The 26,938-nt window shown below is 64.4% G+C and carries 24 protein-coding genes; 10 read left to right on the top strand and 14 right to left on the bottom strand.

The genetic code is table 11. The features are described 5' to 3' along the window. Nucleotides 1-32: 32 nt before the first annotated feature. The 8 genes from ABIB99_RS02040 to hpaR form a co-directional block, all read right to left on the bottom strand. Nucleotides 33-1,556 carry a UxaA family hydrolase gene (locus tag ABIB99_RS02040; protein ID WP_071915717.1) on the bottom strand — a complete coding sequence of 508 codons (1,524 nt, stop codon included), beginning with the start codon at nucleotides 1,554-1,556 and terminating at the stop codon, nucleotides 33-35. A 99-nt stretch (nucleotides 1,557-1,655) separates the two neighbouring features. Continuing rightward, a complete protein-coding gene (locus tag ABIB99_RS02035) occupies nucleotides 1,656-2,432 on the bottom strand; it encodes an HpcH/HpaI aldolase family protein (protein ID WP_028146930.1) in 777 nt (258 codons plus the stop codon). 128 nt (nucleotides 2,433-2,560) lie between these two features. Further along, on the bottom strand, nucleotides 2,561-3,646 hold the full coding sequence (locus ABIB99_RS02030; protein WP_354174665.1) for a malate/lactate/ureidoglycolate dehydrogenase: 1,086 nt from the start codon (nucleotides 3,644-3,646) through the stop codon (nucleotides 2,561-2,563). A gap of 17 nt (nucleotides 3,647-3,663) precedes the next feature. After that, complete coding sequence (locus ABIB99_RS02025; RefSeq protein ID WP_071917611.1) at nucleotides 3,664-4,392, bottom strand: ABC transporter ATP-binding protein; 729 nt, start codon at nucleotides 4,390-4,392, stop codon at nucleotides 3,664-3,666. After that, the gene (locus ABIB99_RS02020; RefSeq protein ID WP_354174662.1) at nucleotides 4,392-6,170 is read right to left on the bottom strand and encodes a branched-chain amino acid ABC transporter ATP-binding protein/permease; all 1,779 of its coding nucleotides are present in this window, start codon (nucleotides 6,168-6,170) and stop codon (nucleotides 4,392-4,394) included. The genes ABIB99_RS02025 and ABIB99_RS02020 overlap by 1 nt, the downstream gene beginning before the upstream one ends. Beyond that, nucleotides 6,167-7,039, bottom strand: coding sequence for a branched-chain amino acid ABC transporter permease (locus ABIB99_RS02015; RefSeq protein WP_071915720.1), 873 nt, complete (start codon nucleotides 7,037-7,039; stop codon nucleotides 6,167-6,169). Before ABIB99_RS02015 ends, ABIB99_RS02020 begins: the two co-directional genes overlap by 4 nt. An 83-nt stretch (nucleotides 7,040-7,122) precedes the next feature. Continuing rightward, nucleotides 7,123-8,268, bottom strand: a complete 1,146-nt coding sequence (locus tag ABIB99_RS02010) for an ABC transporter substrate-binding protein (protein WP_354174660.1) — start codon at nucleotides 8,266-8,268, stop codon at nucleotides 7,123-7,125. A 294-nt stretch (nucleotides 8,269-8,562) separates the two neighbouring features. Continuing rightward, the gene (gene hpaR, locus ABIB99_RS02005; RefSeq protein ID WP_354174659.1) at nucleotides 8,563-9,078 is read right to left on the bottom strand and encodes a homoprotocatechuate degradation operon regulator HpaR; all 516 of its coding nucleotides are present in this window, start codon (nucleotides 9,076-9,078) and stop codon (nucleotides 8,563-8,565) included. Between the two features lie 110 nt (nucleotides 9,079-9,188). Between hpaR and hpaH the strand changes: the two genes are divergently transcribed. The 6 genes from hpaH (at nucleotide 9,189) to ABIB99_RS01975 (ending at nucleotide 15,700) form a co-directional block, all read left to right on the top strand. Beyond that, on the top strand, nucleotides 9,189-9,995 hold the full coding sequence (hpaH, locus tag ABIB99_RS02000) for a 2-oxo-hept-4-ene-1,7-dioate hydratase (protein ID WP_166351214.1): 807 nt from the start codon (nucleotides 9,189-9,191) through the stop codon (nucleotides 9,993-9,995). Between the two features lie 30 nt (nucleotides 9,996-10,025). Beyond that, complete coding sequence (locus ABIB99_RS01995) at nucleotides 10,026-10,424, top strand: 5-carboxymethyl-2-hydroxymuconate Delta-isomerase (protein ID WP_354174656.1); 399 nt, start codon at nucleotides 10,026-10,028, stop codon at nucleotides 10,422-10,424. Further along, nucleotides 10,417-11,955 (top strand): 5-carboxymethyl-2-hydroxymuconate semialdehyde dehydrogenase, encoded by a 1,539-nt coding sequence (gene hpaE / locus ABIB99_RS01990; RefSeq protein ID WP_354174654.1) that lies wholly within the window; start codon nucleotides 10,417-10,419, stop codon nucleotides 11,953-11,955. The genes ABIB99_RS01995 and hpaE overlap by 8 nt, the downstream gene beginning before the upstream one ends. Before the next feature lie 27 nt (nucleotides 11,956-11,982). After that, the gene (hpaD, locus tag ABIB99_RS01985; RefSeq protein ID WP_063984667.1) at nucleotides 11,983-12,966 is read left to right on the top strand and encodes a 3,4-dihydroxyphenylacetate 2,3-dioxygenase; all 984 of its coding nucleotides are present in this window, start codon (nucleotides 11,983-11,985) and stop codon (nucleotides 12,964-12,966) included. A gap of 194 nt (nucleotides 12,967-13,160) precedes the next feature. Further along, nucleotides 13,161-14,030, top strand: coding sequence for a fumarylacetoacetate hydrolase family protein (locus ABIB99_RS01980; protein WP_354174652.1), 870 nt, complete (start codon nucleotides 13,161-13,163; stop codon nucleotides 14,028-14,030). 44 nt (nucleotides 14,031-14,074) lie between these two features. Continuing rightward, nucleotides 14,075-15,700, top strand: a complete 1,626-nt coding sequence (locus ABIB99_RS01975) for a thiamine pyrophosphate-dependent enzyme (RefSeq protein WP_063984669.1) — start codon at nucleotides 14,075-14,077, stop codon at nucleotides 15,698-15,700. Between the two features lie 131 nt (nucleotides 15,701-15,831). Here ABIB99_RS01975 and alkB read toward each other — a convergent pair whose 3' ends face one another. The 4 genes from alkB to ABIB99_RS01955 all read right to left on the bottom strand — a co-directional run bounded on the left by alkB (nucleotide 15,832) and on the right by ABIB99_RS01955 (nucleotide 19,437). Beyond that, the gene (gene alkB / locus ABIB99_RS01970) at nucleotides 15,832-16,485 is read right to left on the bottom strand and encodes a DNA oxidative demethylase AlkB (RefSeq protein WP_063984670.1); all 654 of its coding nucleotides are present in this window, start codon (nucleotides 16,483-16,485) and stop codon (nucleotides 15,832-15,834) included. 9 nt (nucleotides 16,486-16,494) lie between these two features. After that, a complete protein-coding gene (locus ABIB99_RS01965) occupies nucleotides 16,495-17,250 on the bottom strand; it encodes a 2OG-Fe(II) oxygenase (protein ID WP_063984671.1) in 756 nt (251 codons plus the stop codon). 158 nt (nucleotides 17,251-17,408) lie between these two features. Further along, entirely contained in the window at nucleotides 17,409-18,095 is a 687-nt protein-coding gene (locus ABIB99_RS01960; RefSeq protein ID WP_063984672.1) for a DUF2848 domain-containing protein, read from the bottom strand. After that, nucleotides 18,088-19,437 carry an amidase gene (locus ABIB99_RS01955; RefSeq protein ID WP_063984673.1) on the bottom strand — a complete coding sequence of 450 codons (1,350 nt, stop codon included), beginning with the start codon at nucleotides 19,435-19,437 and terminating at the stop codon, nucleotides 18,088-18,090. The genes ABIB99_RS01960 and ABIB99_RS01955 overlap by 8 nt, the downstream gene beginning before the upstream one ends. A gap of 193 nt (nucleotides 19,438-19,630) precedes the next feature. Here ABIB99_RS01955 and ABIB99_RS01950 point away from each other — a divergent pair, with 193 nt between their 5' ends. From ABIB99_RS01950 to ABIB99_RS01935, 4 genes are all read left to right on the top strand, one after another. Next, nucleotides 19,631-20,044: a Zn-ribbon domain-containing OB-fold protein gene (locus ABIB99_RS01950; RefSeq protein WP_038957112.1), complete on the top strand. Its 414-nt coding sequence runs from the start codon at nucleotides 19,631-19,633 to the stop codon at nucleotides 20,042-20,044. 3 nt (nucleotides 20,045-20,047) lie between these two features. Further along, complete coding sequence (locus tag ABIB99_RS01945; RefSeq protein WP_354174648.1) at nucleotides 20,048-21,187, top strand: thiolase C-terminal domain-containing protein; 1,140 nt, start codon at nucleotides 20,048-20,050, stop codon at nucleotides 21,185-21,187. Between the two features lie 138 nt (nucleotides 21,188-21,325). After that, complete coding sequence (locus ABIB99_RS01940; protein ID WP_354174646.1) at nucleotides 21,326-22,240, top strand: SDR family NAD(P)-dependent oxidoreductase; 915 nt, start codon at nucleotides 21,326-21,328, stop codon at nucleotides 22,238-22,240. Nucleotides 22,241-22,355: 115 nt separating this feature from the next. Next, the gene (locus tag ABIB99_RS01935; protein ID WP_063984675.1) at nucleotides 22,356-23,522 is read left to right on the top strand and encodes an SMP-30/gluconolactonase/LRE family protein; all 1,167 of its coding nucleotides are present in this window, start codon (nucleotides 22,356-22,358) and stop codon (nucleotides 23,520-23,522) included. Nucleotides 23,523-23,595: 73 nt separating this feature from the next. On the opposite strand, the gene ppc is transcribed toward ABIB99_RS01935, so the two are convergent. Next, nucleotides 23,596-26,394 (bottom strand): phosphoenolpyruvate carboxylase, encoded by a 2,799-nt coding sequence (gene ppc, locus ABIB99_RS01930; RefSeq protein WP_063984676.1) that lies wholly within the window; start codon nucleotides 26,392-26,394, stop codon nucleotides 23,596-23,598. A 122-nt stretch (nucleotides 26,395-26,516) separates the two neighbouring features. Further along, a complete protein-coding gene (locus ABIB99_RS01925) occupies nucleotides 26,517-26,921 on the bottom strand; it encodes a YccF domain-containing protein (protein ID WP_071915736.1) in 405 nt (134 codons plus the stop codon). Nucleotides 26,922-26,938 lie beyond the last annotated feature (17 nt).

The raw sequence follows: 26,938 nt of genomic DNA, 5'->3' as shown, positions 1-26,938 counted from the left end.
GCATATTGCGCGGCGAGTTACGCCGCGTAGCCTCACATCGTCGCCCCTAGCACCCAGGGCGCGAATTCGGCGCCGCCGAAATCGAAGCTTTCGCTCTTGGTCGGCTGTCCGGACGCCGTCTTCAGGATGAGCTCGAAGATGCGCTGGCCGCATTGCTCGACGCTCTCCTCGCCTTCGAGGATGGTGCCGCAATTGACGTCCATGTCCTCCTCCATGCGCTTGTACATGGGCGTGTTGGTGGCAAGCTTGATCGAGGGCGCCGGCTTGCAGCCGAACACGCTTCCGCGGCCGGTGGTGAAGCAGACCAGATTGGCACCGCCGGCGACCTGGCCGGTCGCCGCGACCGGATCGTAGCCGGGCGTGTCCATGAAGATGAAACCCTTCTTGGTGATGGGCTCGGCATAGCGCAGCACGTCGACGAGATTGGTGGTGCCGGCCTTGGCCATCGCGCCGAGCGATTTCTCCAAAATGGTGGTGAGGCCGCCGGCCTTGTTGCCGGGGCTCGGATTGGCGTTCATCTCGGCGCCCTCGCGCTCGGTATACGCGTCCCACCAGCGCATGAGATCGACCAGCTTCTCGCCGACCTCGCGGCTGACGGCGCGGCGCGTGAGCAGGTGCTCGGCGCCGTAGGTCTCCGGCGTCTCGGACAGGATCACGGTGCCGCCGTGACGGACGATGAGATCGCTGGCAGCCCCAAGCGCCGGATTGGCGGATACGCCGGAATAGCCGTCCGAGCCGCCGCATTGCAGGGCCACGGTGAGTTCGCTGACGGGCACGGATTCGCGCTTGACCTTGTTGGAGTCCGCGAGAGCTTCACGCACGAAGGCAATACCCGCTTCGACAGTCTTGCGGGTGCCGCCGACCTCCTGGATGTCCATCGCGCGCAGGCGGCCGGCGAGCTTCTGCTCCTCCATCAGGCCGCCGATCTGGTTCACCTCGCAGCCCAGCCCAAGCACGATGACGTGGGAGAAGTTGACGTGACGCGCATAGCCGCCGAGCGTGCGGCGGAGCAGCGCCAAGGGCTCGTTCTGCGTCATGCCGCAGCCGGTCTTGTGGGTCAGCGCGACCACGCCGTCGACATTGGGGAAGTCGGCGAGCGGATTGTCGCCGGTGAACGGATTCTTCTTGAAGACGTCGGCGACGAGGCTTGCGACATGCGCGCTGCAATTCACCGAGGTGAGGATGCCGATATAGTTGCGCGTGGCGACGCGGCCGTCCGGGCGGCGGATGCCCTCGAAGGTTGCCGGCAGATCGAAGTTCGGCGTCGGCTTGACGTCGGCGCAATAGGCATAGTCCTTGGAAAAATCGCCCATGCCGCAGTTCTGCGTATGCACGTGCTGACCCGGCGCGATCGGCACCGTCGCAAAGCCGATGATCTGGCCGTAGCGCCTGACCGGCTCGCCCACTGCGATCGGCTTGATCGCGACCTTGTGGCCGGAGGGAATGCGCTCGACCGTGGTCACGCCGTCGGCAACCAATGTTCCCGGCGGCAGGCTCGCGCGCGCGATCAGCACGCCATCATCGGGATGGAGGCGAATGACGGGGCTGATGGTCATGGCAGGTCTCCTTCGGAGGCGAATAGCGAGTGGTGAGTGGCGAATGGAAAAAGGGGAGCAGCACTATTCGCTACTCCCCATTCGCCATTCACGATTTTCTTAGGCCTTCCCGGCCGAATCCTTGCGGGTCGCGTTGACCTGCATCTTGGCGTAGGTCGTCATCAGGCCGACTTCGTTGGACAACGTCACCAGCTTGAAGCCCATGTTGATCGCACGCGCCGCGCCTTCCGCGCCGCTGCAATGGATGCCCGGGTTGAGGCCGCGCTTGGCGCATTCCTTGATGATCTTGTCGTAGATCGCGAGGATCTCGGGCTCGCTGCGGTCGAGCTTCGGCTCGAGGCCGTAGGAGAAGCCGAGGTCGGACGGGCCGATATAGACGCCGTCGATGCCCTCGACGTCGAGGATCGCTTCCATGTTCTCGACCGCGGTCCTGGTCTCCATCATCGGCAGCAGGATGGTGTCGGCATTCGCGGTCTTCTGGTAGGAGCCCGCGGTGCCGTACATGCCGGCGCGGATCGGGCCGTTGGAGCGGACGCCCTGCGGCGGATACTTGGAATACGACACGAGGTTTTTCGCTTCCTGCGCCGTGTTCACCATCGGGCAGATCACGCCGTAGGCGCCGCCGTCGAGCACCTTGCCGATGATGCCGGGCTCGTTCCAGGGCACGCGGACCATCGGGGTCACGGGATGCTTGTCCATCGCCTGGAAGCACTGCACCATCGAGAGATAGTCCTGCACGCCGTGCTGCATGTCGACGGTGACGCTGTCGAAGCCGCATTGCGCGATCATCTCGGCCGAGAAGCCGGAGGGAATCGCGAGCCACGCGTTGACCACGGCCTTGCCCGACTTCCAGATTTCCTTGACCTTGTTCGCCACGTTGCCTTCCTTCTTTTGTTGCTTGGACCGTTGTTTGGACCTTCGTCACCATGACGAGCGCCGCGACAGCACGGCTCTGCTGTTACCGCGAACCGGGGCTCCGCGCTACGCTCGCAATGACGCAAGACCTATGCGGTCGCCCGCTGGATGCTGACTTCGCTGACGCCGACCTCGCGGGCGGTGTTCACTATTGCCGCCCAGGTGTCATCCGGCAAGGGGATGCCGTTCTTGGTGCGCTCAGCCTGGGTTTTCCGCTCGGGATCGCCGGGAATCAGCACCTGATCGACCCCCGCCATCGGCTTGGTGGCACGGATGAAGTCGGTATAGCGCGATACCTCTGCATCGAACACATGGGAGGTATCGATCACCTTCGGATCGACATAGAACGCCAGCATGCCGTTGGCAAAGCGCCGCCCGCCCGAGGTGGCCCCGGTTCCGGTCAGCGCGCCGCCGAGCAGCTCGCACATGAAGGCAAGGCCGGAGCCCTTGTGATCACCGAAGGCGCGGATGGCACCGGTGCCCTTGGTGTGATCGCGCGGCCCTTCGGGCGTGAAGGGCCCGTAGAGCACGGTCGGGTCCTCGCTCAGGGTCCCGTCGGCATCGACCAGCGCGCCCTTCGGCAGCTTCTTGCCGCCGCGGCTTGCGACCAGCACCTTGCCTTCGGCGACGACGGAGGTGGCGAAATCCAGCACGATCGGGTCCTGGCCCTCGCGGGGGATGCCGACGCAGTAAGGCGCCGTCGACAACCGCTTCTCGACGCCGCCGAACGGCGCCACCAGCAGCGAGCCGGCGGCATTGACGAAATGCACGGAGACCAACCCTTCGGCGGCGGCCATCTCGGCCCAGTCGCCGACGCGGCCGATATGGCCGGCATTGCGCAGCGCAACAGCGGCAAGGCCCGCCTTCTTGCACTTCTCGATGCCGATCCTGACCGCTTGCGGCGTCACGGTCTGGCCGTAGCCGAACTTGCCGTCGACTACCGCGAGCGAAGGCGTGTCGACAACCACTTCCGCGGTCTGGTTGGGGACCACGAAGCCGGTCTTCAGCCAGCGAATATAGACGGGCACGCGGATCACGCCGTGGCTGTCATGGCCGGTGAGATTGGCCGTGGTGAGATAGGTCGCGATCCGCTTGGCCTCCTCCGGAGAGGAGTCTGCGCGACCAAACACCTCGCCGACGAAATCGATGAGGTTCTGGACCTGGATCGTGACCATCGCGAAATATCTCCCGTTTAAGCACTCACCTTGGCATGGCCGCCGAGATAGGCGGCGCGGATCGCTTCGTTGCCCCAGAGCGCGTCGGGCTTGCCGCCCAGCACGATGCGGCCGGTTTCGAGCACATAGCCGTAATCGGCCACCGACAGGCCCATGCGCGCATTCTGCTCGACGAGCAGCACCGTCGTGTTGCGCCGGATCTCCGAGATGATCTTGAATACGGCCTGCACGATGACGGGCGCAAGACCAAGCGAGGGCTCGTCGAGCAACAACAGCCGCGGCTTGGCCATCAAGCCGCGCGCGACCGCCACCATCTGCAACTGGCCGCCGGACAGCGTCCAGCCGAGCGCGTTGGTGAACTTCCGGATGTCGGGGAACAGGTCGAACATCGCATCCGCCTCCCGCGAGATCTCCGAGGTCGGCGCCCGGCGATTGGACGCGCCGAGCATGATGTTCTCTTTCACGGTGAGACCCGGGAAGACCCTACGGCCTTCCGGCACGTGCGAGATGCCCATGCGGACGATCGCTTCCGGACCAAGACCTGCAATCGACTTGCCGTCGAACAGGATGTCGCCGGAGGTCGGCTTGGCGAGGCCGGAGATGGCGCGCAAGGTCGTGGACTTGCCGGCGCCGTTGGCCCCGAGCAGCGTCACCACCTGCCCCTGCTCCACCGCGCAGGTCACCCCGCGCAGCGCTTCGATCTCGCCGTAGCGCACCACCAGATTGCGGATTTCGAGCAACGGCATCATTCGCTCCCGAGATAGGCGGAGACGACGTCGGGATGACGCAGCACGGCCAGGGATTCGCCGTCCGCGATACGGCGTCCGAAGTTGAGCACGGTGATGTGCTGGGCCGCTTCCGAGACCAGCGTCATGTCGTGATCGATGATCAGGATGGTCAGGCCCTGCGCCGCGATGCGCTTGAGCAGCTCGTGCAGCTCCAGCTTCTCGGTCGAGTTGAGGCCGGCCGCCGGCTCGTCGAGCAGCAGCAGCGTCGGGTTCGATGCGAGCGCACGGGCAATCTCGATCAGCCGCTGATGGCCGTAGGAGAAGCTCGAGATCAGCTCGTTGGCGCGGCTGCCGAGGCCGACGAAGGTCAGCGCCTCCATCGCCCGCTCAGTCAGGGCGTCGTCACCCTTCCCGACCATGGTGTTGCCGGGCCGCTCGGCGCCGATCTCGACATTCTCCAGCGCCGTCATCGAACGGAACAGGCGAATGTTCTGGAACGTGCGGCCGAGACCAGAAGCCGTGCGCTGATGCGGCGGCATGTGGGTGATGTCGGTGCCGTCGAGCATGATCCTGCCGGCTGTCGCTTCATAGAGACCCGAGAGCACGTTGAGCGTCGTGGTCTTGCCCGAGCCGTTCGGACCGATCAGCGCATGCACGCCGCCGCGCTTCACGGCGATGTCGACGCCGTCGACGGCCTTGAGGCCACCGAAATGCTTCGACAGCCCGGTGACTTCCAGCACCGTGTCGCCGCCGATCGTCGCCGGCTTCAATTGCAGGGCAGCCGCTGCCGGCGGCGCCTTGATCTTGGCGCGCCAGCGCGTGAAGGCGTCCGCAACAAAGCCCCAGATGCCGTCGGGCATGAAGCGGATGATCAGGATCACGAACAGGCCGTAGATCGCGAGATACAGGCCCGGCACGCTCTTGAGGAAGCGCAGCCATTCCGGGATCAGGATCAAGAGACCCGTGCCGATGGCAGAACCGATCGGCGAGGCCACGCCGCCGAGCAGCGACATGGTCAGGAACACGATCGATTCCGCAAAGGAGAACTGATCGGGGCTGACATAGGCGAAGCCGCCGGCGAACAATCCGCCCGCGAGCCCGCCGAGCAGCGCACAGAGCGCGAAGGCGTAGATCTTGGTGCGGAAGACGTCGATGCCGTTGACGCCGGCCGCAAGCTCGTTGTCGCGCACGGCGCGCATGGCGCGGCCGAGCTTGGTGTCGGAGAGATGCCAGACCAGGTAGCCGACGATCGCCAGCATCGCGACGCAGAAGGCGAGATAGCTTTGCGACGACTGGAACATCTCGGGACGCTTGATGTTGGGGACGCCGTCGGGACCGCGCGTGAGCCAGATCGCATTGATCATCACCAGCGTGACGATCTGCTGGAACGAGATCGTCACCATCGCAAGATAATGACCGCCGAGCCGCAGCGTGGACATGCCGAGGAACGCGCCCGCGAGCAGCGAGATCACGCAGCCGCCGACGAGACACAGCCAGAAGCTGAGCTGCAGATCCGTCGTGCCCATGCCGACCGCATAGGCGCCGAGCCCGAAGAACGCCGCCTGCGCCAGATTGATCTGGCCGCACAGGCCGAGCACGACCGAGAGGCCGAACACCGCGATCGAGAACGTGGTGGCCTGCAGCAGGATGTTATGGACGTATCCGTCGAAGCGCATGTTGGCCGCGAGCGCGACCAGGATCGCCGCGCCGATGAAGTACGGCAGGTGCCGGATCACGAGCGGTTTCGAACGGATGGCGGGCGCCGGAATCGGCATGTTGTCGCTGGGTGCGCTCATGCCTTTTCCGCCACGCGTTCGCCGAAGATACCTTGCGGCCGGAAGATCAGGAAGGCGACCAGCACCAGGAAAGCGAAGCCGTCCTTGTAGGGCACCGAGATATAGGCCGCACCAAAGGTCTCGATCACGCCGAGCGCGAGACCGCCGATGATGGCGCCGGCAACGTCGCCGAAGCCGCCGATGATGGTGGCCGCGAACGCCTTCAGCGCGATCGTCGAGCCCATCTGGATCGAGACGAACAGCACGGGCGCGACGAGGATGCCGGCAAGGCCGCCAAGCACCGCCGAATAGATGAAGGTGATCATGATCATGGTGGAGACGGAAATGCCGAGCAGCGAGGCCATTTCCTTGTCCTGCGAGGTCGCCTGCAGCTTCTTGCCGAGCAGCGTCTTCTCGAAGAACCAGAAATTGAAGATCACGAGACAGATGGTCACGCCGATGATCAGCAGATACTGGCTGTCGAGATAGACCGGGCCGACCTGAATGCCCGGCGTCTCAAACCAGCCTTCCAGCACCTGCGGCTGCGGGCCGTAGATCGCGAGCACGGAATTGGCGAGCAGGATCGAGGCGCCGATGGTGGCGATGATCACAGGCAGATAGGTGCGGTGGCGCAGCGGATAATAGACGCCGAGATTGAAGATGACACCGAGCAGCGCCATGCCGAGCAGCGCGACGATGAAGGCCGCCCAATAGGGCAGACCGGCTTCGACCGCGACGACCATCAGATAGGCCGCGACCATGGAGAATTCGCCCTGGGCGAAATTCACCACATTGGTGGCACGGAAGATCAGCACGAAGCCGAGCGCGACGAGCGCGTAGACGGCGCCGATACCGATGCCGGTAAAAAGGAGTTGTAGGGCGAGATCCATGACAAGCTTCTGTTGGAGGTCGGATGCGTTCGCCGAAAGACGGTTCGACCTCCCCGATCGAAATCGGGGAGGCCGTTTCAACGTCAGTCGTTGAACTCGATGTGCTTGTCGAAGACGATGCTGCCCTTCTCGTTCTTCACGATGTTGTAGCCGTGGAGACCATCGCCGTTCTGGTCGAAATTGTATTCGCCCTCGGCACCCGGAAACTTCTTGATCGCGAGGATGGCTTCGCGGACCTTGGCCGGATCGGTCGTGCCGGCCTTGTTGATGGCCGCCGACAAGACGCTGATGGCGTCGAAGGTCCAGGAGCTCTGGTTGTCGGGCGCGACCTTGACCGCATCACGGTAGATCTTGCCGAACGCCTTCGAGCCTTCGCTGGAATTCTCGGCATAATCGGCAACGCCATATGTATTGTACAGCGCGGGACCTGCGAGCTTCAGCGCGGTGATGTTGACGATCGAAGGCGAGCCGACCCACGGGATGTTGACGCCGAGCTGACGGAGCTGGCGGGCGAAGATGCCGAGATCGTTCTCGAACGTGAAGTAGGAACCGAGGATGTCGGCGCCGGACTGCTTGATCGCGAGCACGACCGGGGTGAAGTCCTGGCTCTGGTTGGCATAGCCTTGATCGAGCACCGGCGGCGCGCCGAGCTTTTCGAGCGCGGCGGTCAGCGCCTTGCCGCCTGCGGTGCCGAACGCATCGGTGGAGTGCAGCACGGCCCATTTCTTCTTGGCCAGCGTAGTGACACCGTATTCGGCGATGACGCGGCCAGAATAGCTGTCATTGGGGCGGCAGCGGAACAGCCACTGATTGCCCATGTGGGTGAGGTTAGGATCGGTGCCGCCGATCATCACGGGCTTGCCAAGCTTGATCACGTCGGGCGCCATCGCGTGCACCTGGGTCGAACGGATCGAGCCGAGGAACCCGACGATGTCGGACTGCGCGGCGAGCTTGGAGAAAGCGAGCACGATGCCGGGATTGGTGGTCTGGTCGTCCTCGACGATCAGTTCGCCCTGCTTTCCCAGGATACCGCCGGCTTTGTTCACAGCTTCGAGCGCAAGCTTGGCGCCCTTGATGGCGTAGCCGCCGGATTCAGCGGCGGGACCGGTGACGGGCGCGCACATGCCGATCTTGATGGTAGCGCCTTGCGCATGCGCGCTCTTGATGAGGTAGGGCGCGGCAATGCCGGCAGCAATTCCGGCCGCGAAGTCGCGTCTCGTCAGTCTCATTCATTCCTCCCTGGGGCCGGGCATCCTTGTCGGCCCTTCTTGGTCTTGGCTCTATCGCTGAATACAGAACCGGATGCTACTTACGAATTCTGCCGATACGAGTAAATTGATATTGCGCCAACATCGACTAACTGCGCAGAGCGCGCACCCAATAGTGATCAACACCCGCGACGGCTGTCTATTCTCAGCGATTTCTCACGGCATTTTCACGCATTTCGCGGCGACCGCGCTGCCCACGCATTATGCAATGATGACAGTCATGCGTAGTTGGAAAGTGATCATGCAAATTTGCCGTTACGTTTCATCCGTGACGTCACTCGCGTCCGTGGAAGCGAGACACGATTCCAACTGACCGAGCATCTCCTGCAACTCGGCGAGCTTGCGCGCGCCGAAGCGCTGCGTGATCTCGGCGTAGATCGCTTCCGAGGATGGGGCGACCGCGGCCATCAGCTTCACGCCCTCCTTCGAGATCGAGACCATGCTGCGGCGCTGGTCCGCCTTGGCGGTCTTGCGCTCGATCAGATTGCGCGCCTCGAGATCGCGCAGGATGCGCGACAGGCTCGGCCCGAGGAGAAATGCCGTGCGCGCGAGTTCAGTCACCTCCGCGGCCTCGATGGCTGCCAGTGCGCGGAGGATGCGCCATTGCTGCTCGGTCAGGCCGTGCTCGCGCAGCTTGGGACGAAATTGCCGCATCACCGCTTCACGCGCCCTGAGCAGCGACATCGGCAGCGAGCGCGAGAAGTCGCGCATCGGCACCTGCCGTGCGGCGGGCTCACTTCCGTTCGCGGGATCAGCCGGTCTCTTCGTCATGACGCCCTTTCAAGCCGCAAAATGTTTGCAGTGCAGCAAACCCAAATTGTGTTTGACGCATTCACTTAACATGTTAAGTATCTCCGGCACCACGATTTGTAAGATCACAGATGGCGCTTTCCAACGACGATATCCAAGCTTGCGCGAACCGTCTGCACCAGGCGGAGAAGACCCGCACCCAGATCCGGCAGCTCTCGCAGGATTTTCCGGGCATTACCATCGCTGACGCCTACGCGATTCAGAAGGCCTGGGTCGACCTCAAGCTCGCGGAGGGCCGCACCGTCAAAGGCCACAAGATCGGCTTGACCTCGAAGGCGATGCAGAGCGCGCTCAATATCGACGAGCCGGATTCCGGCGTGCTGCTCGACGACATGTTCTTTGCCGATGGCGGCCTTGTCCCGACCGAGCGCTTCATCGCCACGCGTGTCGAGGCCGAGCTCGCCTTCGTCATGAGCAGGCGCCTCGCGGGGCCGGACTGCACGATGTTCGACGTGCTCAACGCCACCGATTTCGTCGTGCCGGCGCTTGAGATCCTGGACACGCGCATCGAACGCGTCGATCCCGGCACCAAGGCGACACGAAAAATCTTCGACACCATCGCCGACAACGCGGCGAACGCCGGCATCGTGCTCGGCGGACGGCCGATCCGCCCGCTGGACGCCGACCTGCGCTGGATCGGCGCGCTCTGCTTCAAAAACGGCCAGCTCGAAGAGACGGGCCTTGCCGCGGGCGTGCTCAATCATCCCGCAACCGCCGTTGCCTGGCTCGCCAACAAGATCGCGCCGCTGGGCCTTGCGCTGGAGCCCGGGCAGGTCGTGCTCGCCGGCTCCTTCATCCGTCCGATCGAGACCCGCAAGGGCGACACAATTCAGGCCGATTATGGCGCCTACGGCTCGGTGAGCTGCTACTTCGCTTAGACGAACAAAAAAACAGGGAGTGAAACCGCGATGCCGCATTTCACCATCGAATATTCGGCCAATCTCGACGGCCGCCTCGACATCGGCGCCGTCTGCGAGGTGGTGCGGAAGGCGGCGGTCGAGACCGGCATCTTCCCGCTCGGCGGCATCCGCGTCCGCGCGGTCAGGTGCGAGCACTATGCGATCGCGGACGCGCGGCAGGACTACAGCTTTCTCGACATGGTCCTGCGCATCGGCGAAGGCCGCGACCTTCCCACGCGTCAGAAAGCCGGCGAGCACGTCTTCCAGGCGCTTTCAAAACATCTCGATCCCATCTTCGCCGCCAGCAAGTTCGCCCTGTCGTTCGACATGCAGATCAACGACAAGGATACGAGCTGGAAGCGCAACAACATCCACGACGCCCTGAAAGTGAAGGCTGCCCATGGATAAGCCCACGCCGAAAGCCGATGTGTTCCAGGCCAATCGCGACCGCGCGGCGCCGCTGCTGAAGACGCTGCGGGCCGACGGCATCGGCCACATGATCGACGGCAAGATAGTCCCCTCGATCTCCGGCGAGACATTCGAGACCAAGTCGCCGGTCGATGGCGCCACGCTTGCGAGCGTCGCGCGCGGCAACGCCGAGGACATCGACGCCGCAGCCACCGCCGCTGCGCTGGCCTTCAAGTCCTGGCGCGACAAGGGGCCGGCGATGCGGAAGAAGCTGCTGCACCGGGTCGCCGATGCGATCGAGGACAATGCCGACGACATCGCCGTGCTCGAATGCATCGACACCGGCCAGGCCTATCGCTTCATGGCCAAGGCCGCGATCCGCGCCGCCGAGAATTTTCGCTTCTTCGCGGACAAATGCGCCGAGGCGCGCGATGGCCAGAACACGCCGAGCGATGAGCACTGGAACGTCTCGACCCGCGTGCCGATCGGCCCGGTCGGCGTGATCACGCCGTGGAACACGCCGTTCATGCTCTCGACCTGGAAGATTGCCCCGGCGCTGGCGGCGGGCTGCACCGTCGTGCACAAGCCGGCCGAATGGTCACCGGTGACGGCCGCCATTCTGGCAAGGCTCGTCAAGGAAGCCGGCGTTCCCGACGGCGTGCTCAACACCGTGCACGGTTTTGGCGAGGAGGCCGGCAAGGCCCTGACCGAGCATCCCGCGATCAAGGCGATCGGCTTCGTCGGCGAGAGCGCGACGGGCTCGGCGATCATGGTTCAGGGCGCGCCGACCTTGAAGCGCGTGCATTTCGAGCTCGGCGGCAAGAACCCGGTGATCGTGTTCGACGACGCCGATCTCGACCGCGCCCTCGATGCCGTCGTGTTCATGATCTACTCGCTCAACGGCGAGCGCTGCACGTCGTCGAGCCGCCTGCTGATCCAGCAGAACATTGCCGAGACATTCATTGAGAAGCTGACCGCGCGCGTGAAGGCACTCAAGGTCGGCCATCCGCTCGATCCCGCCACCGAGATCGGGCCGCTGATCCACGAGCGGCACCTCGCAAAAGTCTGCTCCTATTTCGACGTCGCGCGGCAGGATGGTGCTGTGATCGCCGTCGGCGGCAAGACCTATGACGGCCCCGGCGGCGGGCATTATGTCGAGCCGACCTTGGTGACCGGCGCGAACGGCAAGATGCGCGTGGCGCAGGAGGAGGTGTTCGGCCCCTTCCTCACCGTGCTGCCTTTCCGTGACGAAGCCGATGCGATCGAGATCGCCAACGACATCCGCTACGGCCTCACCGGCTATGTCTGGACCAACGACGTCGGCCGCGCGCTACGTGTCGCCGACGCGCTGGAGGCCGGCATGATCTGGCTCAACTCGGAAAACGTTCGCCATCTGCCGACGCCGTTCGGCGGCATGAAGGCCTCGGGCATCGGCCGCGACGGCGGCGACTACTCGTTCGATTTCTATATGGAAACCAAGCACGTCTCGCTGGCGCGGGGCACGCACAAGATTCAGAAATTGGGAATCTGACGCTCGTCGAGCCGAGGGGAAACGCCGATGCCCGTACCGCAACACATCTTCGAACCGCCGTTCAACATCATCCGCTCCAGCCACGTCGTGCTCGACGTGACCGACCTGAAGCTCAGCCGCGCGTTCTACGAGACCACCGTCGGGCTGCATGTCGAGGATGCCGACGACAAGGTCGTCTATCTGCGCGCAGCCGAGGAGCACCAGCATCACTCGCTGGTGTTGCGCAAGGCGGCGGTACCCGCCTGCGCCCGGCTCGGCTTCAAGGTCGGCAACGACAAAGACCTCGACAAGGCCGCCTCCTTCCTTTCGGAGAACGGTCTCTCTTACGCCTTCGTCGACCAGCCCTTCCAGGGCCGCACGCTGCAATTCACCGACCCCTTCGGCTTCCAGATCGAGCTGTACGCGTCGATGGACCGCCGCCCGCATCTGCTTCGCCGCTACGATCTCTACAGGGGATGCCATCCGCAGCGGCTCGATCATTTCAACGTCTTCGCCGCCGAGGTGCAGGACACCGTCGACTTCTATGCCCGGCTCGGCTTCCGTCTCACCGAATACGCCGAGGAGGACGGACCGAACGGGCGCATTGCGGCTGCCTGGATGCATCGCAAGGGCAATGTCCACGACTTCGCCATCACCAACGGCAAGGGCCCTCGCCTGCACCACTTCGCCTATTGGACGCCGACGGCGATGAACATCATCCATCTCTGCGACGTCATGGCCTCGCAAGGCTTCGTCAAGAACATCGAGCGCGGCCCGGGACGCCACGGCATCTCGAATGCGTTCTTCCTCTACGTGCGCGACCCCGACGGGCACCGTCTCGAACTCTACACCAGCGACTACTTCACCGGCGATCACGACCACGAGCCGCTGCGCTGGTCGCTGCGCGATCCGCGCCGCCAGACGCTGTGGGGCGCGCCGGCGCCGCGGTCCTGGTTCGAGCAGGGCTCGCCGTTTAGCGGGCAAGCCGTGCGTGAGCCGAAGTTCGTCGCCGACGTGCTCGTGGCGGATTAATGCCGATGACAGGCAAAGCCTCTCTCTTCGTCGTCCCTGCCTAGTGCGCAATTGCGCACGGGAGCAGGGACCCATAACCACAGGGAGGAGTTTGGCGAAGACCCGTTGTTCGGTACTCCTACCTCATCCAATCGATAGATTCCGCGGTATGGGTCCCGGCGTTCGCCGGGACGACAGGAAGTGAAGAGTCACCAATGAAGCTCCCTCGCCTCGCCACCTATTCCGTCAAGGATGAAACCAAGTACGGCGCCGTCCTTGAGGGCGGCATCGTCGATCTCTCAGCACGCCACGCAAAAGACTATCCGACGCTGCGCGAAGTGATCGCCGCCGGAAAGCTCGTGAGCCTTGCCGAGGAGGCCGCCAGCCTGACGCCAGACCACGCGCTCGGCGACATCACCTGGCTGCCGCCGGTGCCCGCACCGGAAAAGATCATCTGCATCGGCGTCAACTATCCCGACCGCAATGCCGAGTACAAGGACGGCCAGGAGGCGCCGAAATATCCGAGCATGTTCATGCGCTCGCCTCGCTCCTTCGTCGGCCACGACACGCCTTTGGTGCGCCCGCGCGCGTCAGCGCAGCTCGACTACGAAGGCGAGATCGTGCTTGTCATCGGCAAGGCGGGCCGGCACATCGCGGAAAGCGCCGCGCTCGACCACATCGCAGCGCTCACGCTCTGCAACGAAGGCTCGGTGCGCGACTGGCTTCGCCACGCCAAGTTCAACGTCACGCAGGGCAAGAATTTTGATTCCAGCGGCAGCCTCGGCCCGTGGCTGGTGCCATACACCAGGGAAGCGCAGATCGCCGACATCAGGCTCACCACGCATGTCAACGGCGAGCTCCGGCAGGACGACCGCACCAGCCGGCTGATGTTCCCGTTCCGCTATCTCATCAGCTATATCTCGACCTTCGCGACGCTGGTCCCCGGTGACATCATTGTGACGGGCACGCCGACCGGTGCCGGTGCGCGGTTCGATCCGCCGCGCTATCTGACGCCCGGCGATGTCATCGAGGTCGAAGCCGAAGGCATCGGCATGCTACGGAATGGCGTCGTCGACGAAGCCTGACAACAATCGAAGAAGCCTGACAACAATCGAAATGGAATAGTACAATGACCACCCTCACCGGCGGCGAAGCGATCGTAAGCGGCCTTGTCGCCCACGGCGTCGACACCGTGTTCGGCCTGCCCGGCGCGCAGGTCTACGGTCTGTTCGACGCCTTCCACCAGGCCCAGCTCAAGGTGATCGGCGCGCGGCACGAGCAAGCCTGCGGCTACATGGCGTTCGGCTATGCGCGCTCCAGCGGCAAGCCCGGTGTGTTCAGCGTGGTGCCCGGCCCCGGCGTGCTCAACGCGAGTGCGGCGCTGCTGACCGCCTACGGCTGCAACGAGCCGGTGCTGTGCGTCACCGGCCAGGTGCCGACGCAGTTTCTGGGCAAGGGCCGCGGCCATCTGCACGAGATGCCGGATCAGCTCGCCACCTTGCGCACCTATGTGAAATGGGCGGATCGGATTGAAACGCCCGGCAACGCGCCGACCACCGTGTCGCGCGCCTTCCAGGAAATGACGTCCGGGCGGCGCGGCCCTGCCTCGGTCGAGATGCCCTGGGACGTCTTCACCCAGCGCGCGGACACCTGTGCCGCAAAGGTGCTGGAGCCGCTGCCCGCGCCATTGCCCGACCCTGATCTGATCACGCAGGCGGCCGCGGTGATCAGGAGCAGCAAGGCGCCGATGATCTTCGTCGGCAGCGGCGCGATCGAGGCGCGCGACGAAATCCTCGAGCTCGCCGAGATGATCGATGCACCCGTCGTCGCCTTCCGCAGCGGGCGCGGCATCGTCTCCAACGCGCATGAGCTGGGGCTCACGATGGCGGCCGCCTACAAGCTGTGGCCGAAGACCGATCTCATGATCGGCATCGGCTCGCGGCTGGAGCTGCCGACCATGTCGCGCTGGCCGTATCGGCCCGACGGGTTGAAGAGCATCCGCATCGACATCGATCCCGTCGAGATGCGGCGCTTCATCTCCGACACCGCCATCGTCGCCGATGCCAAGACCGCGACCGCCGATCTGATCCAAGCGGTCAGCAAGGCCGGCTACGGCAAGACCGCCGGCCGCCGCGCCGCGATCCGCGAGGCCACCGCGGCCGCGCTGGCGGAGATCCAGAGCATCCAGCCGCAGATGGCGTATCTCAACATCCTGCGCGAGGTGCTGCCGGCGAACGCGATCGTCACCGATGAATTATCGCAGTTCGGCTTCGCCTCCTGGTACGGCTTTCCGATCTACGAGCCGCGCACCTTCATCACGTCAGGCTATCAGGGCACGCTCGGCTCGGGCTTCCCCACCGCGCTCGGGGCCAAGGTGGCCAATCCCGACAAGCCGGTGGTCGCGATCACCGGCGACGGCGGCTTCATGTTCGGCGTGCAGGAGCTTGCCACCGCCGTGCAGTTCAACATCGGCGTGGTGACGCTGGTGTTCAACAACAACGCCTATGGCAATGTCCGCCGCGACCAGCGCGAGCGCTTTAACGGCCGCGTGGTGGCGTCCGATCTGGTCAATCCGGATTTCGTCAAGCTCGCGGAGTCCTTTGGTGTGGCTGCTGCGCGCGTCACCGCGCCGGACCAGTTCAAGGCGGCGATGGAAAAGGCGCTGGCCCATGGCGGGCCATATCTGATTTCGATCGAGGTGACGCGGGATTCGGAAGTCAGCCCCTGGGCGTTTATTCATCCGCCGAAGCCGTAGTTGTTGTCATTCCGGGGCGCGCGTAGCGCGAGCTATGATGCGCGATTGCGCATCTGAGAATCCATAACCACGATCGGCAGTATGGATTCCGGGCCTGCGCCTTACGGCGCATCCCGGAATGACGAGAAGCGTCAGCGCGTCCGGCGGAAGGTCAAATTGATCCGCTTCCTTCCCAGCAGCGCGTGCTCGCCATCGGCGAGCGGCGCGACGCCGTGATAGGCGAGCCTGCTAGCTCCGCCCCAGACGACCACGTCGCCATGGACAAGCCGGAAGCGGCGTGGCTTGTCGCTGCGCGCCAGGCCGCCGAACAGGAAGGTCGCGGGCAGCCCAAGCGAGACCGAGACGATCGGCGCCGAATAGTCCAGCTCGTCCTTGTCCTGATGCAGCGACAGCCGCGTGCCGGGCTCGTAGCGATTGACGAGGCAGGCGTCGGGCGCAAAGCCGGTGAACCCGCCCTGCTCCGCCGCGCCTCGGGCCAGGTCGCGAAGCACCGTCGGCATCTGGGGCCATGGCGCGCCGGTTCGCGGATCGATGGGATCATAGCGATAGCCGGTGTGATCGGTGATCCAGCCGCGCTCGCCGCAATTGGTCATCGCCACCGACATCAGGTGGCCGCCGGGCGTGGTCATGCGGCGGAACGGCGACTGTGTCACGATCGCGCGCACGGCGGCGATCAACTCGCTCTCGATCGGCCTGACGAACCCGCGCAGCAAGACGGCACCGTCGGCGATCTCCTCGCGCGACGGCTGTGCCTCGGCGGCGGTGTCGAACAGATCACCCGTCAATCGCAACGCTCATTTGGCATCATGGAAGATCACACCCAGCGTGTGGCGCTGGCCGGACCTGATCCGGCTGACGCCATGGCGGAGATTAACGCGGTAAGTCCCGCGTGTCCCCTGCACCGGGCGGTGATGCACGGCGAAAGCGACCGCATCGCCCTGCATCAGCGGCACGACCTCGGCACGCGACTGCATGCGCGGGCGCTGCTCGGTCAGCACGAACTCACCGCCGGTGAAATCGCGTCCCGGCTCGGACAAGAGGATCGCGACCTGGAGCGGAAACACGTGCTCGCCATAGAGATCCTGGTGCAGGCAGTTGAAATCGCCGGTCTCGTACTGCAGCAGCAGCGGCGTCGGCCGCGCCTGGCCTGCCTCGTGGCAGCGCTTGAGGAACGCCGCATGCGCGGCTGGATAACGGATGTCGATCCCCATCGCCTCGTTCCAACGATTGGCAACGCCCTGAAGATGCGCATAGAGCGCCGGGCGGAGCTCCGCGATCAGATCGGGCAGCGGGTAGGAGAAATATTTGTACTCGCCACGGCCAAACCCGTGGCGGCCCATGACGATGCGGCTGCGGAAGCCCGCATCATCGGGATAGAGCGCGGCGATGGCGCGGCATAGGTCGGGCGCCAGCAGATTCTTCAGGACGGCGCTGCCCTGGGAGTCGAGCTCGGCCGTGATCTGCGGCCAGTCGAGGGTGTCGACATGGGCGGCGAGGTCGGCGGCCGACTTATGAGGCGATTGAGGCGATTTGCGTGCTGTTGCTGTCATAGCTACGACTTTCGCAAGATCGATCCGCCCGCCGCCACCCGATTCCCGATTATCTCCCCGTCATTGCGAGGAGCCCTTGCGACGAAGCAATCCAGACTGCCTCCGCGGAACCAGCCTGGATTGCTTCGCTGCGCTCGCAATGACGGTGGGGAGGCGCCTCAGCCCCGCACCGGCAGCGTCGTCACGTCGTAGCCGTGCTTGATCGTGCGCTTCAGCACGGGGTCTTCCAGCTCGAAATCGAAGCGATCGGCGGGGCGGATGCCGCCCTTGGCAGCAAAGGTGCCGCCGAACATGGCGCAGCCGTCGGGGAACTTGCCACCCTCAAAGCCGCGCGCGATGAGGTCGGCGACCGGCAGCATCGCGTCCAGCGTGCCCTCCTGGTAGAGCACGCGCTCGCCCTTGATGGTGGCGTAGGAGCGCAGGATCATCCTGTCCCAATGACCGATGACGTCCTCGAGCTCCCAGAGCGTGGATGCGACCGGCTTGTCGCACATCTGCTTGGAGACCGTGACGTTGTAGGCCTCGACCTTGCGGTCGGTATGGTCGGAGCCGCAGCCGACGAAGATGCGGCCCTGCCAGCCGATCAGCACGAATTCGACCTCGCCGGAGGAATCGCCGCCACAGCATTCGATGCCGTCTTCCTGGGTCAGCCGGCGCGCCGAGGCGCGGTAGTAGATCGGCGTCGAGGCCGGCGGGGCGATGCCCATCTCTTGCAGCTCGGCGATGTGCTTGTCGCGCGCGACGGGATCGCGGCCGGTCCAGCCCGCAATGACCATCTGGTCGATCGCCAATGTCAGCGGCGTGGTGGTGTCCTGGGCGTCAACGGTGAAAGTCAGGTCAAACACGAATTACGGCCTCCATGCCGGCAGCAAGCTCGAAAATACGACGGTCAGATCCGCCCGCGCCCGCCAGCATCAGGCCGACAGGAACGTCACCCTCGCGATGCGCGGGCAGCGAGATGGCGCAGCCGTCGATCATGTTGATGAGGGTGCAATTGCGCAGCGCCCGCAGGTTTTCCCTGGTGAACGCCTTGTCATCGGCGAGATCGGAAATCTTCGGCGGCGTGTTGGCGGTGGTGGGCAGCACCAGCGCGTCATAGGGCGCGACGCGCGCATTGACGCGCACGATCAGCGAGCGGCGCTCGTTGAGGAGATCGATGTAATCGGCAGCGCTCTGCGCCTCGCCGCGCATGATGCGCACGGAGACCCTGGGGTCGTAGACGTCGCCCTTGGCCGTAATGAGGTAGCGATGCCAGGCATAGCTTTCGGACGCCGCAAAGCCGCCCTTGGCGTTCATCGGGCCGATGTCGTGAAATTCGGCCATCTCGATCCGCTCGATGATCGCACCGTGATCGGCGAGGCTCTTGAGCGCGCGCTCGAACGTCGAGGCCACGTCCGCATCGAGATCGTCGAGCGCAATCGTGGTCGGCACTGCGAGCCGCATGCCCTTTACCGGCCGCGGCTTCAGCGGGACGATCGGCTCGTTCGCGAGCACGGCATCGAGAATGGCACAGCAGCTGACCGACCGCGCCAGCGGCCCGATGCTGTCGAGCGAGAAGGACAGCGGCACGGAGCCGTCCAGCGGCACGCGGCGCTGCGTCGGCTTGTAGCCGACGATGCCGTTGAAGGCGGCCGGAATCCGGCAGGAGCCGCCGGTGTCGGTGCCGAGCGCGCCATGCGCCATGCCGTCGAGCACGGACACCGCGGCGCCCGAGGACGAGCCGCCGGGCACGTGTCCCTCGGCTCGGTTCCAGGCGCCCTTCGGCGTGCCGTAATGCGGATTGATGCCGATGCCGGAATAGGCGAACTCAGTCATGTTGGTCCGCCCGATCACGACGAAGCCGGCCTTGCGCAGCCGCGCCACCGTCGCGGCGTCCTGATCGGCCGGCGCAGAATCGTCGAGCGCGCGGGAGCCGGCGCGCGTGACCTGGCCCTTGATGTCGAAGAGATCCTTGATCGAGACCGGGATACCGGCATAGCGCGACGGCGCCGCCTTGACCTTGCGCAAGCCGTCCATCGCATCCGCGGTTGCGAGCGCGGCGTCCTTGTCGACGTGGATGAATGTGCGTTGGCCCTCGCCGGCCGGGTCGGCGATCCTGGCGAGGCATGCCTCGACCAGCTTGCGGGAGGTCGTGCGGCCGCTTTCGAGGTCGTCGGCGAGTTTCGCCAGTGTCGGAAAATCGGGCATGTCTGTCTCACGGAATATTGCGCGCGCAATCTATAGCGCCGCCTCGGTTCGACACAAGCATTGTGCGCATGATGGCATGCATGCGCATTGCTGGACCGTTGACGCGCGATGGTCGATTGTCGCATCAAGATCGAAATAGCCAGGCGTGAAGCCCAGGCCTTATCAAGAATTGCCTTTGGGAGGGTTTTCCGACATGGCCGAACCGCAGCGCGCGCGCCCGAAACCGACGCCGGAGACCCAGCATTTCTGGGACGGCACGAAAGCGGGCGAATTGCGTTTGCAGCGCTGCGACGCCTGCGCGCATGTCTATTTCCCGCCGCGTCCGTTCTGCCCATCCTGCGCCTCGCGCAAGGTCAGCATCTTCAAGGCGAGTGGCAAGGGCTTCCTCTACAGTTACGTGATCAATCATCGTCCCGCCGCTCCCGGCTTCACGCCGCCTTATGCGATCGCGGTGGTCGAGCTCGCCGAAGGACCGCGGATGATGAGCAACATCATCGATTGTCCGCAGACGCCGGAGGCGCTCGAGCTCGACATGAAGCTCGAAGTCGCCTTCCAGGCGCTCGACGACAAGATCACCCTCCCCGTGTTCCGTCCGGCGAAGGGATAGGCCATGCGCAGCAACCAGGTTGCCGTCGTCGGCGCGGCCGAGACCACCGAACTCGGTGTCATCCCCAATATGTCGCAGCTCCAGCTCCACGCGGATGCGGCGCTCAACGCCATCGCGGATGCCGGGCTGAAACTCTCCGACATCGACGGCTTTGCCACCGCGGTCGAAACGCCGCAGCAGGTCTGCCATTACCTCGGCATTAGGCCTACCTGGGTGGACGGCACCTCGGTCGGCGGCTGCTCGTTCATGCTGCACGTTCGCCATGCGGCGGCGGCGATCGAGGCCGGTCTCTGCAAGACCGTGCTGATCACGCATGCCGAGAGCGGCAAGTCGATGATCGGAAAGGCGCCGCGCTCGACGCCGCCGGACAGCCTCAACGGCCAATTCGAGGCGCCGTTCGGCGTCTACGGCCCGCCCAGCATGTTCCCGATCCCCGTGCTGCGCTTCATGAAGACCTACGGCATCACCCATGAGCAGCTTGCTTCGGTCGCGGTGGTGCAGCGGGAATGGGCGGCGAAGAATCCGCGCGCGATGATGAAGGACCCGATCACGGTCGCCGACGTCCTCAACTCGCGCATGATCGCTTATCCGTTCCGCCTGCTTCAGTGCTGCCTCGTCACCGACGGCGGCGGCGCGCTGATCCTGACCTCGGCCGACCGCGCCAAGGATTTTCCGAGGAAGCCCGTCTACATCATGGGCACCGGCGAGAGCGTGGAAACGCCGATGGTCAGCCAGATGGAGACTTTCAACTCCTCGCGCGCGTTCAAGACCGCCGGCCCGCTGGCGTTCAGGGAAGCCGGCATCGCGCACCGGGATGTCGACCATCTCATGATCTACGATGCGTTTGCGCATCTGCCGCTGTTCGGCCTTGGCGACCTCGGCTTCATGCCGCATGAGGAGACAGGCCAATTCATCGCCGACGGCAACACGCGGCCCGGCGGCAAGCTGCCGCTCAACACCAATGGCGGCGGCCTGTCCTACATGCATTCGGGCATGTACGGCATGTACGCGCTCCAGGAGAGCGTGCGCCAGATGCGCGGCATCGCGCCGGCGCAGGTGCCGAACGCGAAGATTTCGGTGTGTCACGGCGTCGGCGGCATGTTCGCGGCAAGTGGCACGATCGTGTTTACGAACGAGAGGTAACGACTGTCATTCCGGGGCGTCGCGTCAGCGACGAGCCCGGAATCCATAACCACGATCGGGAGTATGGATTCCGGGCCTGCGCCTTGCGGCGCATCCCGGAATGACGGCGGAAATTGGAACGGCTAGCGGAGAACTCACATGACAAAATCACTGCAAGACAAGGTCATCATCGTCACCGGCGCGGGCCGCGGCATCGGGCGCGAGATCGCGCTGCTCTGCGCGGCGGAGGGCGCCAAGGTCGTCGTCAACGACCCCGGTGTTGCCGCCGACGGCGCCGGTTCCAGCGCTTCGCCTGCCGAGGAGGTGGTCGACGAGATCAAGAAGCGCGGCGGCATCGCGGTGCCCAATTTCGAGTCGGTGGCGGAAGCTGTCCCCGCCAGCAAGATCGTGAAGACCGCGACCGATCATTTCGGCAAGCTCGACGGCGTCGTCAACAATGCCGGCATCCTGCGCGACATGATCTTCCACAAGATGAGCGTGGAAGCGTTCGAGGCCGTCATCAAGGTTCACCTGATGGGCTCGTTCTACGTCAGCCACGCTGCGGCGCGGATCTTTCGCGAGCAGGAGAGCGGCTCATTCGTGCACTTCACCTCGACCTCCGGCCTGATCGGCAATTTTGGCCAAGCCAACTACGCCGCGGCCAAGCTCGGCATCATCGGGCTGTCGAAGTCGATCACGCTCGACATGGGCCGCTTCAACGTCCGCTCCAACTGCGTCTCGCCGTTTGCCTGGACCCGCATGATCGGCACCATTCCGACCGAGACCGAAGCTGAGAAGGCGCGCGTCGAGAAGATCAAGCAGATGGGACCGGAGAAGATCGCGCCGATCTGCGCCTATCTGCTCTCCGATGCCGCCAAGGACGTCTCCGGGCAGATCTTCGGCGCACGCATGAACGAGCTGTTCCTGTTCAGCCAGAACCGCCCGCTGCGCTCGGTTCATCGCAGCGAGGGCTGGACGCCGCAAACGATCGCGGAACACGGCATGCCGGCACTGAAGGGCTCGTTCTACAAGCTCGACCGTTCGGCCGACATCTTCCCCTGGGATCCCGTCTAGCCGTTTTCCCAGCAATTGTTGCATTGCGATCTCCGGTTGTCCGACCGGAGATCGCCCGCATTACGCCCGATTGCGGGCGAATGGTTTCCTTCCAACAAAAAAACGGGAGGCGACTATGACAAAATCACTGACCAATTCTACCGGTACTGATGAGCCGTGCCTTGGACGCCGCACCCTCTTGAAGGGCGCGGCAGCGGCGGTAGCCGCGACCGGCGTTACGATGAACGCAACCCTGGCAGCCTCTGTCGCGCCATTGGGCCAGACCGGCACTCCGACGATATCGACGGCCCCGTTGCCCTTGGGACCGCTTCCCGGCAGCCGCTACCCGGACTCCCGTCTGGAATCCGCGAAGAAGGGGCCGCCAACGTTCGGGCCTGCCGACTTCCCGGCCTTCGCCGGCACCATGGCGGTTGAGCGTGTTGCAACCGGCTTCCGATGGGCCGAAGGTCCCGTGTATTTTGCAGCCGGACGATATCTGCTGTTCAGCGACATCCCCAACAATCGCATCATGCGCTTCTCGGAGGATGACGGTCATACCAGCGTCTACCGTCAACCCTCGATGAACTCGAACGGCAACACGATCGATCGCGAAGGACGCCTGATCACGTGCGAGCATAGTGGGCGGCGTGTGACGCGCACCGAACTCGACGGCTCGATCACCATCATTGCCGACAAATTCAATGGCAAGCGACTGAACTCGCCGAACGATGCGGTCGTCACCGCCGATGGCGCGATCTGGTTCACCGATCCGGCCTACGGCATCGGTGGCTTCTATGAGGGCATCAAGGCCGACCCCGAGCAGGAGAAGAAGAACGTCTACCGCGTCGACCCGAAAACCGGCGACGTCAAGGTCGTCATCGACGATTTTGTGGAACCCAACGGGATCACCATCTCGCCCGACGAGAAGAAGCTCTACATCTGCGAGACCGGATTCACGGACGGACCGGACAACCCATCGCATATCCGCGTGTTCGACCTCGACGTGGCGGCGGGGAAGGTGTCGAACAGCAAGGTCTTCGCCGAGATGCCAAAGCCAAGCATCACCGACGGCGTCCGCTGTGACACCGAAGGACGGGTCTGGTGTTCGGTGGGCTGGGGCGATCCGAACGAAGACGGCGTGCGCTGTTATACGCCATCGGGCGGTCTGCTCGGCAAGATTCATATTCCGGAAACAGTAGCGAATCTGAGCTTCGGCGGTCAGCAGCGAAACAGGCTGTATATCTGTGGCTCGACATCGCTCTATGCTGTGTACACCAGTGTGCAGGGCGCACTAAAGCCGTGAACATCAACAAATAGCGAATGGTGAGTAGCGAATAGTCGGCAGCGGCACGCCCTTCTGTTCGCTACTCGCCCCATTAACCCGTATTCCTCAACCCTGCCGAGATGCCGTTGATGGTGAGCTGAATCCCGCGCAACACCTGCTCGTCCGGGTTCTGCGCGCGGTGCTCCTTGAGTAGCTCGACCTGCACGTGGTTGAGCGGATCGAGATAGGGGAAGCGGTGGCGCACCGAGCGCTCCAGCAGCGGGTTGCCCTGGAGGAGCCGGTCCTGGCCCATGATGTCGAGCAGCGTCTCGATGCAGGAATGCCATTCGCGGCGGATGCGGCCGAAGATCTTTTCGCGCAAGGCTTCGTCCGGCACGAGCTCGGCATAGCGCGAGGCGATCGCGATCGAGCTTTTGGCCAGCACCATGTCCATGTTCGACAGCAGCATGCGGAAGAACGGCCATTCCCTGTAGAGCTCTTTCAGGAACGGCATGCCCTTGTCGGGATGCTCCGCGATCCACTGCTCGACCGCGCTGCCAAAACCGTACCAGCCGGGCAGCATCAGGCGGCACTGCGCCCAGGAGAACACCCAGGGAATGGCGCGCAGATCTTCGATCGCGCGGGTCTTCTTGCGCGAGGCCGGACGGCTGCCGATGTTCAGCGTCGCGATCTCGTTGATGACGGTGGAGGCCCAGAAATAATCGACGAAACCGTCGGTCTCGTAGACGAGGCCGCGATAGGCCTTGAAAGCCAAATTTGAAAGCTCGTCCATCGCGGTGAGATATTCGCGGCGCGGCGCGCTCTGGCGCGGATGCAGCAGGCTCGCCTCCAGCGTTGCGGCGGCGAGGATCTCCAGATTGTTGCGGCCGACTTCGGCGTTGGAATATTTCGACGAGATGATCTCGCCCTGCTCGGTGATGCGGATCTGCCCGTTCACCGCGCCGCCGGGCTGGGCGATGATGGCGTCATAGCTCGGACCGCCACCGCGGCCGACCGAGCCGCCGCGGCCGTGGAACAGGCGCAAGCGCACGCTGTGACGCTCGAACACGTCGACGAGGCCGATCTCGGCCTTGTAGAGTTCCCAGCCCGAGGTGACGAAGCCGCCATCCTTGTTCGAGTCGGAATAACCGAGCATGACCTCCTGTACGCTGCCGCGGCTGTCGACGAGGCGGCGGTAATCGTGCAGCGACAGCATGCGATCCATGATACCGCTGGAGGCCTGCAAATCCTCGATGGTCTCGAACAGCGGCACGATGTTGATGGCGCTGCGCCCGGAGGGATGGACGAGGCCGACCTCCTTGAGCAGCACGGCCACTTCGAGCATGTCGGACATGCCCTTGCACATCGAGATGATGCATTGGGGAATGGCGTCCGAGCCAAACTTCGCATGCGCCTCCGCGGCGGAATGGAAGACGTTGAGCTCACCCATGGTCTCGTCGCTGTATTTGACGAATGGCGAGACCAGCGAGCGTGTGCTGCGCAATTCATTGGTGAGCAGCGAGATGCGCGCGTCCTCGCCCAGCGCGAGATAGGACATGCCGGGGTTCGCGGCATCCATCAGCTCGGCGATGGTACGTTCGTGCACGGCCGAATTCTGGCGGATGTCGAGCCGCGCCAGATGGAAGCCGAAGCAATCCACCGCGCGCCGCAGCAGTCGCAGCCGGCCGCGGGCGATGACGCGGGCATTGTTGGAGATCAGCGAACGGTGCAGCACGTCGAGATCGGCCTGCAGCTCCCTGACGGTCTCGTAAGGCCTGCCCTTGCCGACCGGCCGGCGCGTGATCTCGACCTCGAGCTTTTCGGCCGTCGCCGTCAGGCGCGCATAGATGCCGGAGACCGCGAGACGATAAGGCTCGCCGCTCCGGTGCGGCGAGGTGTCGGGCGAGCGTTCCGCCAGCGTCCGCAGCTCCTCGGAGACGTCGGCGAGGTGCGCTGCGATCGACAGCTCCGAGCCGAGCACATGCAGCTCGTTGAGATAGAATTGCATCACCCGGCTCGACTGCAGCCGCAGCGTCCCGCGCATGACGTCGGCGGTGACGAAGGGATTGCCGTCGCGGTCGCCGCCGATCCAGCTGCCCATGCGCAGGAACGAGGCGAGCTCGCTTGCAGCCGCCTCGCCGCTCTCCTCCAGCCGGTCTTCGAGCACGTTGACCAGCCGCGGTACCTCGCGCAGGAAGGTGTAGTCGTAGAAGGACAGGCCATTGGCGACCTCGTCGAGCACGGTGAGCTTGGTCCGGCGCAAGAGATTGGTCTGCCACAGCGTCAGCACCTCGCGGCGGAGCTGTTCGTCGCTGGCGGCGGCCTCGTCTTCAGTCAGCGCCACACGCTCGCGGCGGTCCAGCAATGCCGCGACCTCCATCTCGCGATCCATGGTGCTCTTGCGACGGACCTCGGTCGGGTGCGCGGTCAGGACCGGGCTGACCAGCGCGGTCTTGAAGAAATTACGCAGCACATCGGAGCTGATCCCGGCGTCCCTGGCATGGGCCAGCGTCTCCGCCAGTACGCCGGAACCGGTGCTCTGGGCGGCACTGCGGGCGCGCATCTGGCGAATGTTGTTCTGGTCCTCGGCGATGTTGGCGAGGTGGGAGAAATAGCTGAAGGCGCGGACAATCCGCACCGTCTCGGAGGTCGACATGCTGTCGAGGATCTGCTCGAGCTCGCGGCGGGCAAGCCGGTCCTCGTCGCGGTGGAACCGGATCGAGGTCTGGCGGATGCGCTCGACCAAGTCGAACAATTCCGCGCCCTCCTGGTCGCGCACCGTGTCGCCCAGGATGCGCCCGAGCAGGCGGATGTCGTCACGCAGCCGCACATCTGCCTCCAGCGCCTGGGCGTCCTCAGGGCGATTAGGGCGATGGTCAGTGGTGTCGGGTGGCACGGTCTGGAGGGACATGGCTCGCTTCCTTGTTCGAGCTCGCTTCGCTGCCCGGCTCAGCCGAGTGTGCAAGTTTTTTGCCGCAGCGCAAGATGAAGTTGGGGGCGGCGCACACTGAAAGGGGCGATCACTCCTTGCGGCTAGGCCGGCACGATCACCTTGCCGATCGGCCAGAGCGCGATCCCCGCAAGCTTCAGATGGGCCCAGGCAAAGGGAATGCCGATGATGGTGACGGCGAAGATCACGGCTGTCAGCACGTGGCCGAGTGCCAGCCACCAGCCGGCCAGCACGAACCAGATAATGTTCCCGATCACCCCGAGCGGGCCGGTGCCGATATCGCCCATACCGGTGACCTCGTCGCGGTTGACCGCGCGCGAGCCGAACGGCAGCAGGGCGTAGACCGCGATGTTGAACGCCGCCCGCGCCCAGGGAAGGCCGATGATGGTAATGGCCATGATGACAGAAGCCACCAGCCAGCCGAATGCCATCCAGGCACCGCCGATGAGAATCCAGATCACGTTGAGCAGAATGGAAACGGGGGCCATTAGATTTAGGAACCTTG

The organism is Bradyrhizobium sp. LA6.1, assembly GCF_040547805.1.
Classification (GTDB): domain Bacteria; phylum Pseudomonadota; class Alphaproteobacteria; order Rhizobiales; family Xanthobacteraceae; genus Bradyrhizobium; species Bradyrhizobium barranii.
The sequence above is the reverse complement of the archived record's forward strand: the minus strand, read 5'-3'. Positions and strand labels throughout refer to the sequence as shown.

Excerpts from the sequence above, each read along its gene's own strand:
- ABIB99_RS01965 (WP_063984671.1), bottom strand. The coding sequence starts at position 17,250 with ATGACAGCAACAGCACGCAAATCGCCTCAATCGCCTCATAAGTCGGCC.
- ABIB99_RS01945 (WP_354174648.1), top strand. The coding sequence starts at position 20,048 with ATGCGCAGCAACCAGGTTGCCGTCGTCGGCGCGGCCGAGACCACCGAA.
- ABIB99_RS02030 (WP_354174665.1), bottom strand. The coding sequence starts at position 3,646 with ATGGTCACGATCCAGGTCCAGAACCTCATCGATTTCGTCGGCGAGGTG.
- ABIB99_RS01935 (WP_063984675.1), top strand. The coding sequence starts at position 22,356 with ATGACAAAATCACTGACCAATTCTACCGGTACTGATGAGCCGTGCCTT.
- ABIB99_RS01940 (WP_354174646.1), top strand. The coding sequence starts at position 21,326 with ATGACAAAATCACTGCAAGACAAGGTCATCATCGTCACCGGCGCGGGC.
- ABIB99_RS02020 (WP_354174662.1), bottom strand. The coding sequence starts at position 6,170 with ATGAGCGCACCCAGCGACAACATGCCGATTCCGGCGCCCGCCATCCGT.
- ABIB99_RS01980 (WP_354174652.1), top strand. The coding sequence starts at position 13,161 with ATGAAGCTCCCTCGCCTCGCCACCTATTCCGTCAAGGATGAAACCAAG.
- ABIB99_RS01925 (WP_071915736.1), bottom strand. The coding sequence starts at position 26,921 with ATGGCCCCCGTTTCCATTCTGCTCAACGTGATCTGGATTCTCATCGGC.
- ABIB99_RS02040 (WP_071915717.1), bottom strand. The coding sequence starts at position 1,556 with ATGACCATCAGCCCCGTCATTCGCCTCCATCCCGATGATGGCGTGCTG.
- hpaD (WP_063984667.1), top strand. The coding sequence starts at position 11,983 with ATGCCCGTACCGCAACACATCTTCGAACCGCCGTTCAACATCATCCGC.
- ABIB99_RS01975 (WP_063984669.1), top strand. The coding sequence starts at position 14,075 with ATGACCACCCTCACCGGCGGCGAAGCGATCGTAAGCGGCCTTGTCGCC.
- ABIB99_RS02025 (WP_071917611.1), bottom strand. The coding sequence starts at position 4,392 with ATGCCGTTGCTCGAAATCCGCAATCTGGTGGTGCGCTACGGCGAGATC.
- hpaH (WP_166351214.1), top strand. The coding sequence starts at position 9,189 with ATGGCGCTTTCCAACGACGATATCCAAGCTTGCGCGAACCGTCTGCAC.
- ppc (WP_063984676.1), bottom strand. The coding sequence starts at position 26,394 with ATGTCCCTCCAGACCGTGCCACCCGACACCACTGACCATCGCCCTAAT.
- ABIB99_RS01955 (WP_063984673.1), bottom strand. The coding sequence starts at position 19,437 with ATGCCCGATTTTCCGACACTGGCGAAACTCGCCGACGACCTCGAAAGC.
- hpaE (WP_354174654.1), top strand. The coding sequence starts at position 10,417 with ATGGATAAGCCCACGCCGAAAGCCGATGTGTTCCAGGCCAATCGCGAC.
- ABIB99_RS01995 (WP_354174656.1), top strand. The coding sequence starts at position 10,026 with ATGCCGCATTTCACCATCGAATATTCGGCCAATCTCGACGGCCGCCTC.
- ABIB99_RS02015 (WP_071915720.1), bottom strand. The coding sequence starts at position 7,039 with ATGGATCTCGCCCTACAACTCCTTTTTACCGGCATCGGTATCGGCGCC.
- ABIB99_RS01950 (WP_038957112.1), top strand. The coding sequence starts at position 19,631 with ATGGCCGAACCGCAGCGCGCGCGCCCGAAACCGACGCCGGAGACCCAG.
- hpaR (WP_354174659.1), bottom strand. The coding sequence starts at position 9,078 with ATGACGAAGAGACCGGCTGATCCCGCGAACGGAAGTGAGCCCGCCGCA.
- ABIB99_RS02010 (WP_354174660.1), bottom strand. The coding sequence starts at position 8,268 with ATGAGACTGACGAGACGCGACTTCGCGGCCGGAATTGCTGCCGGCATT.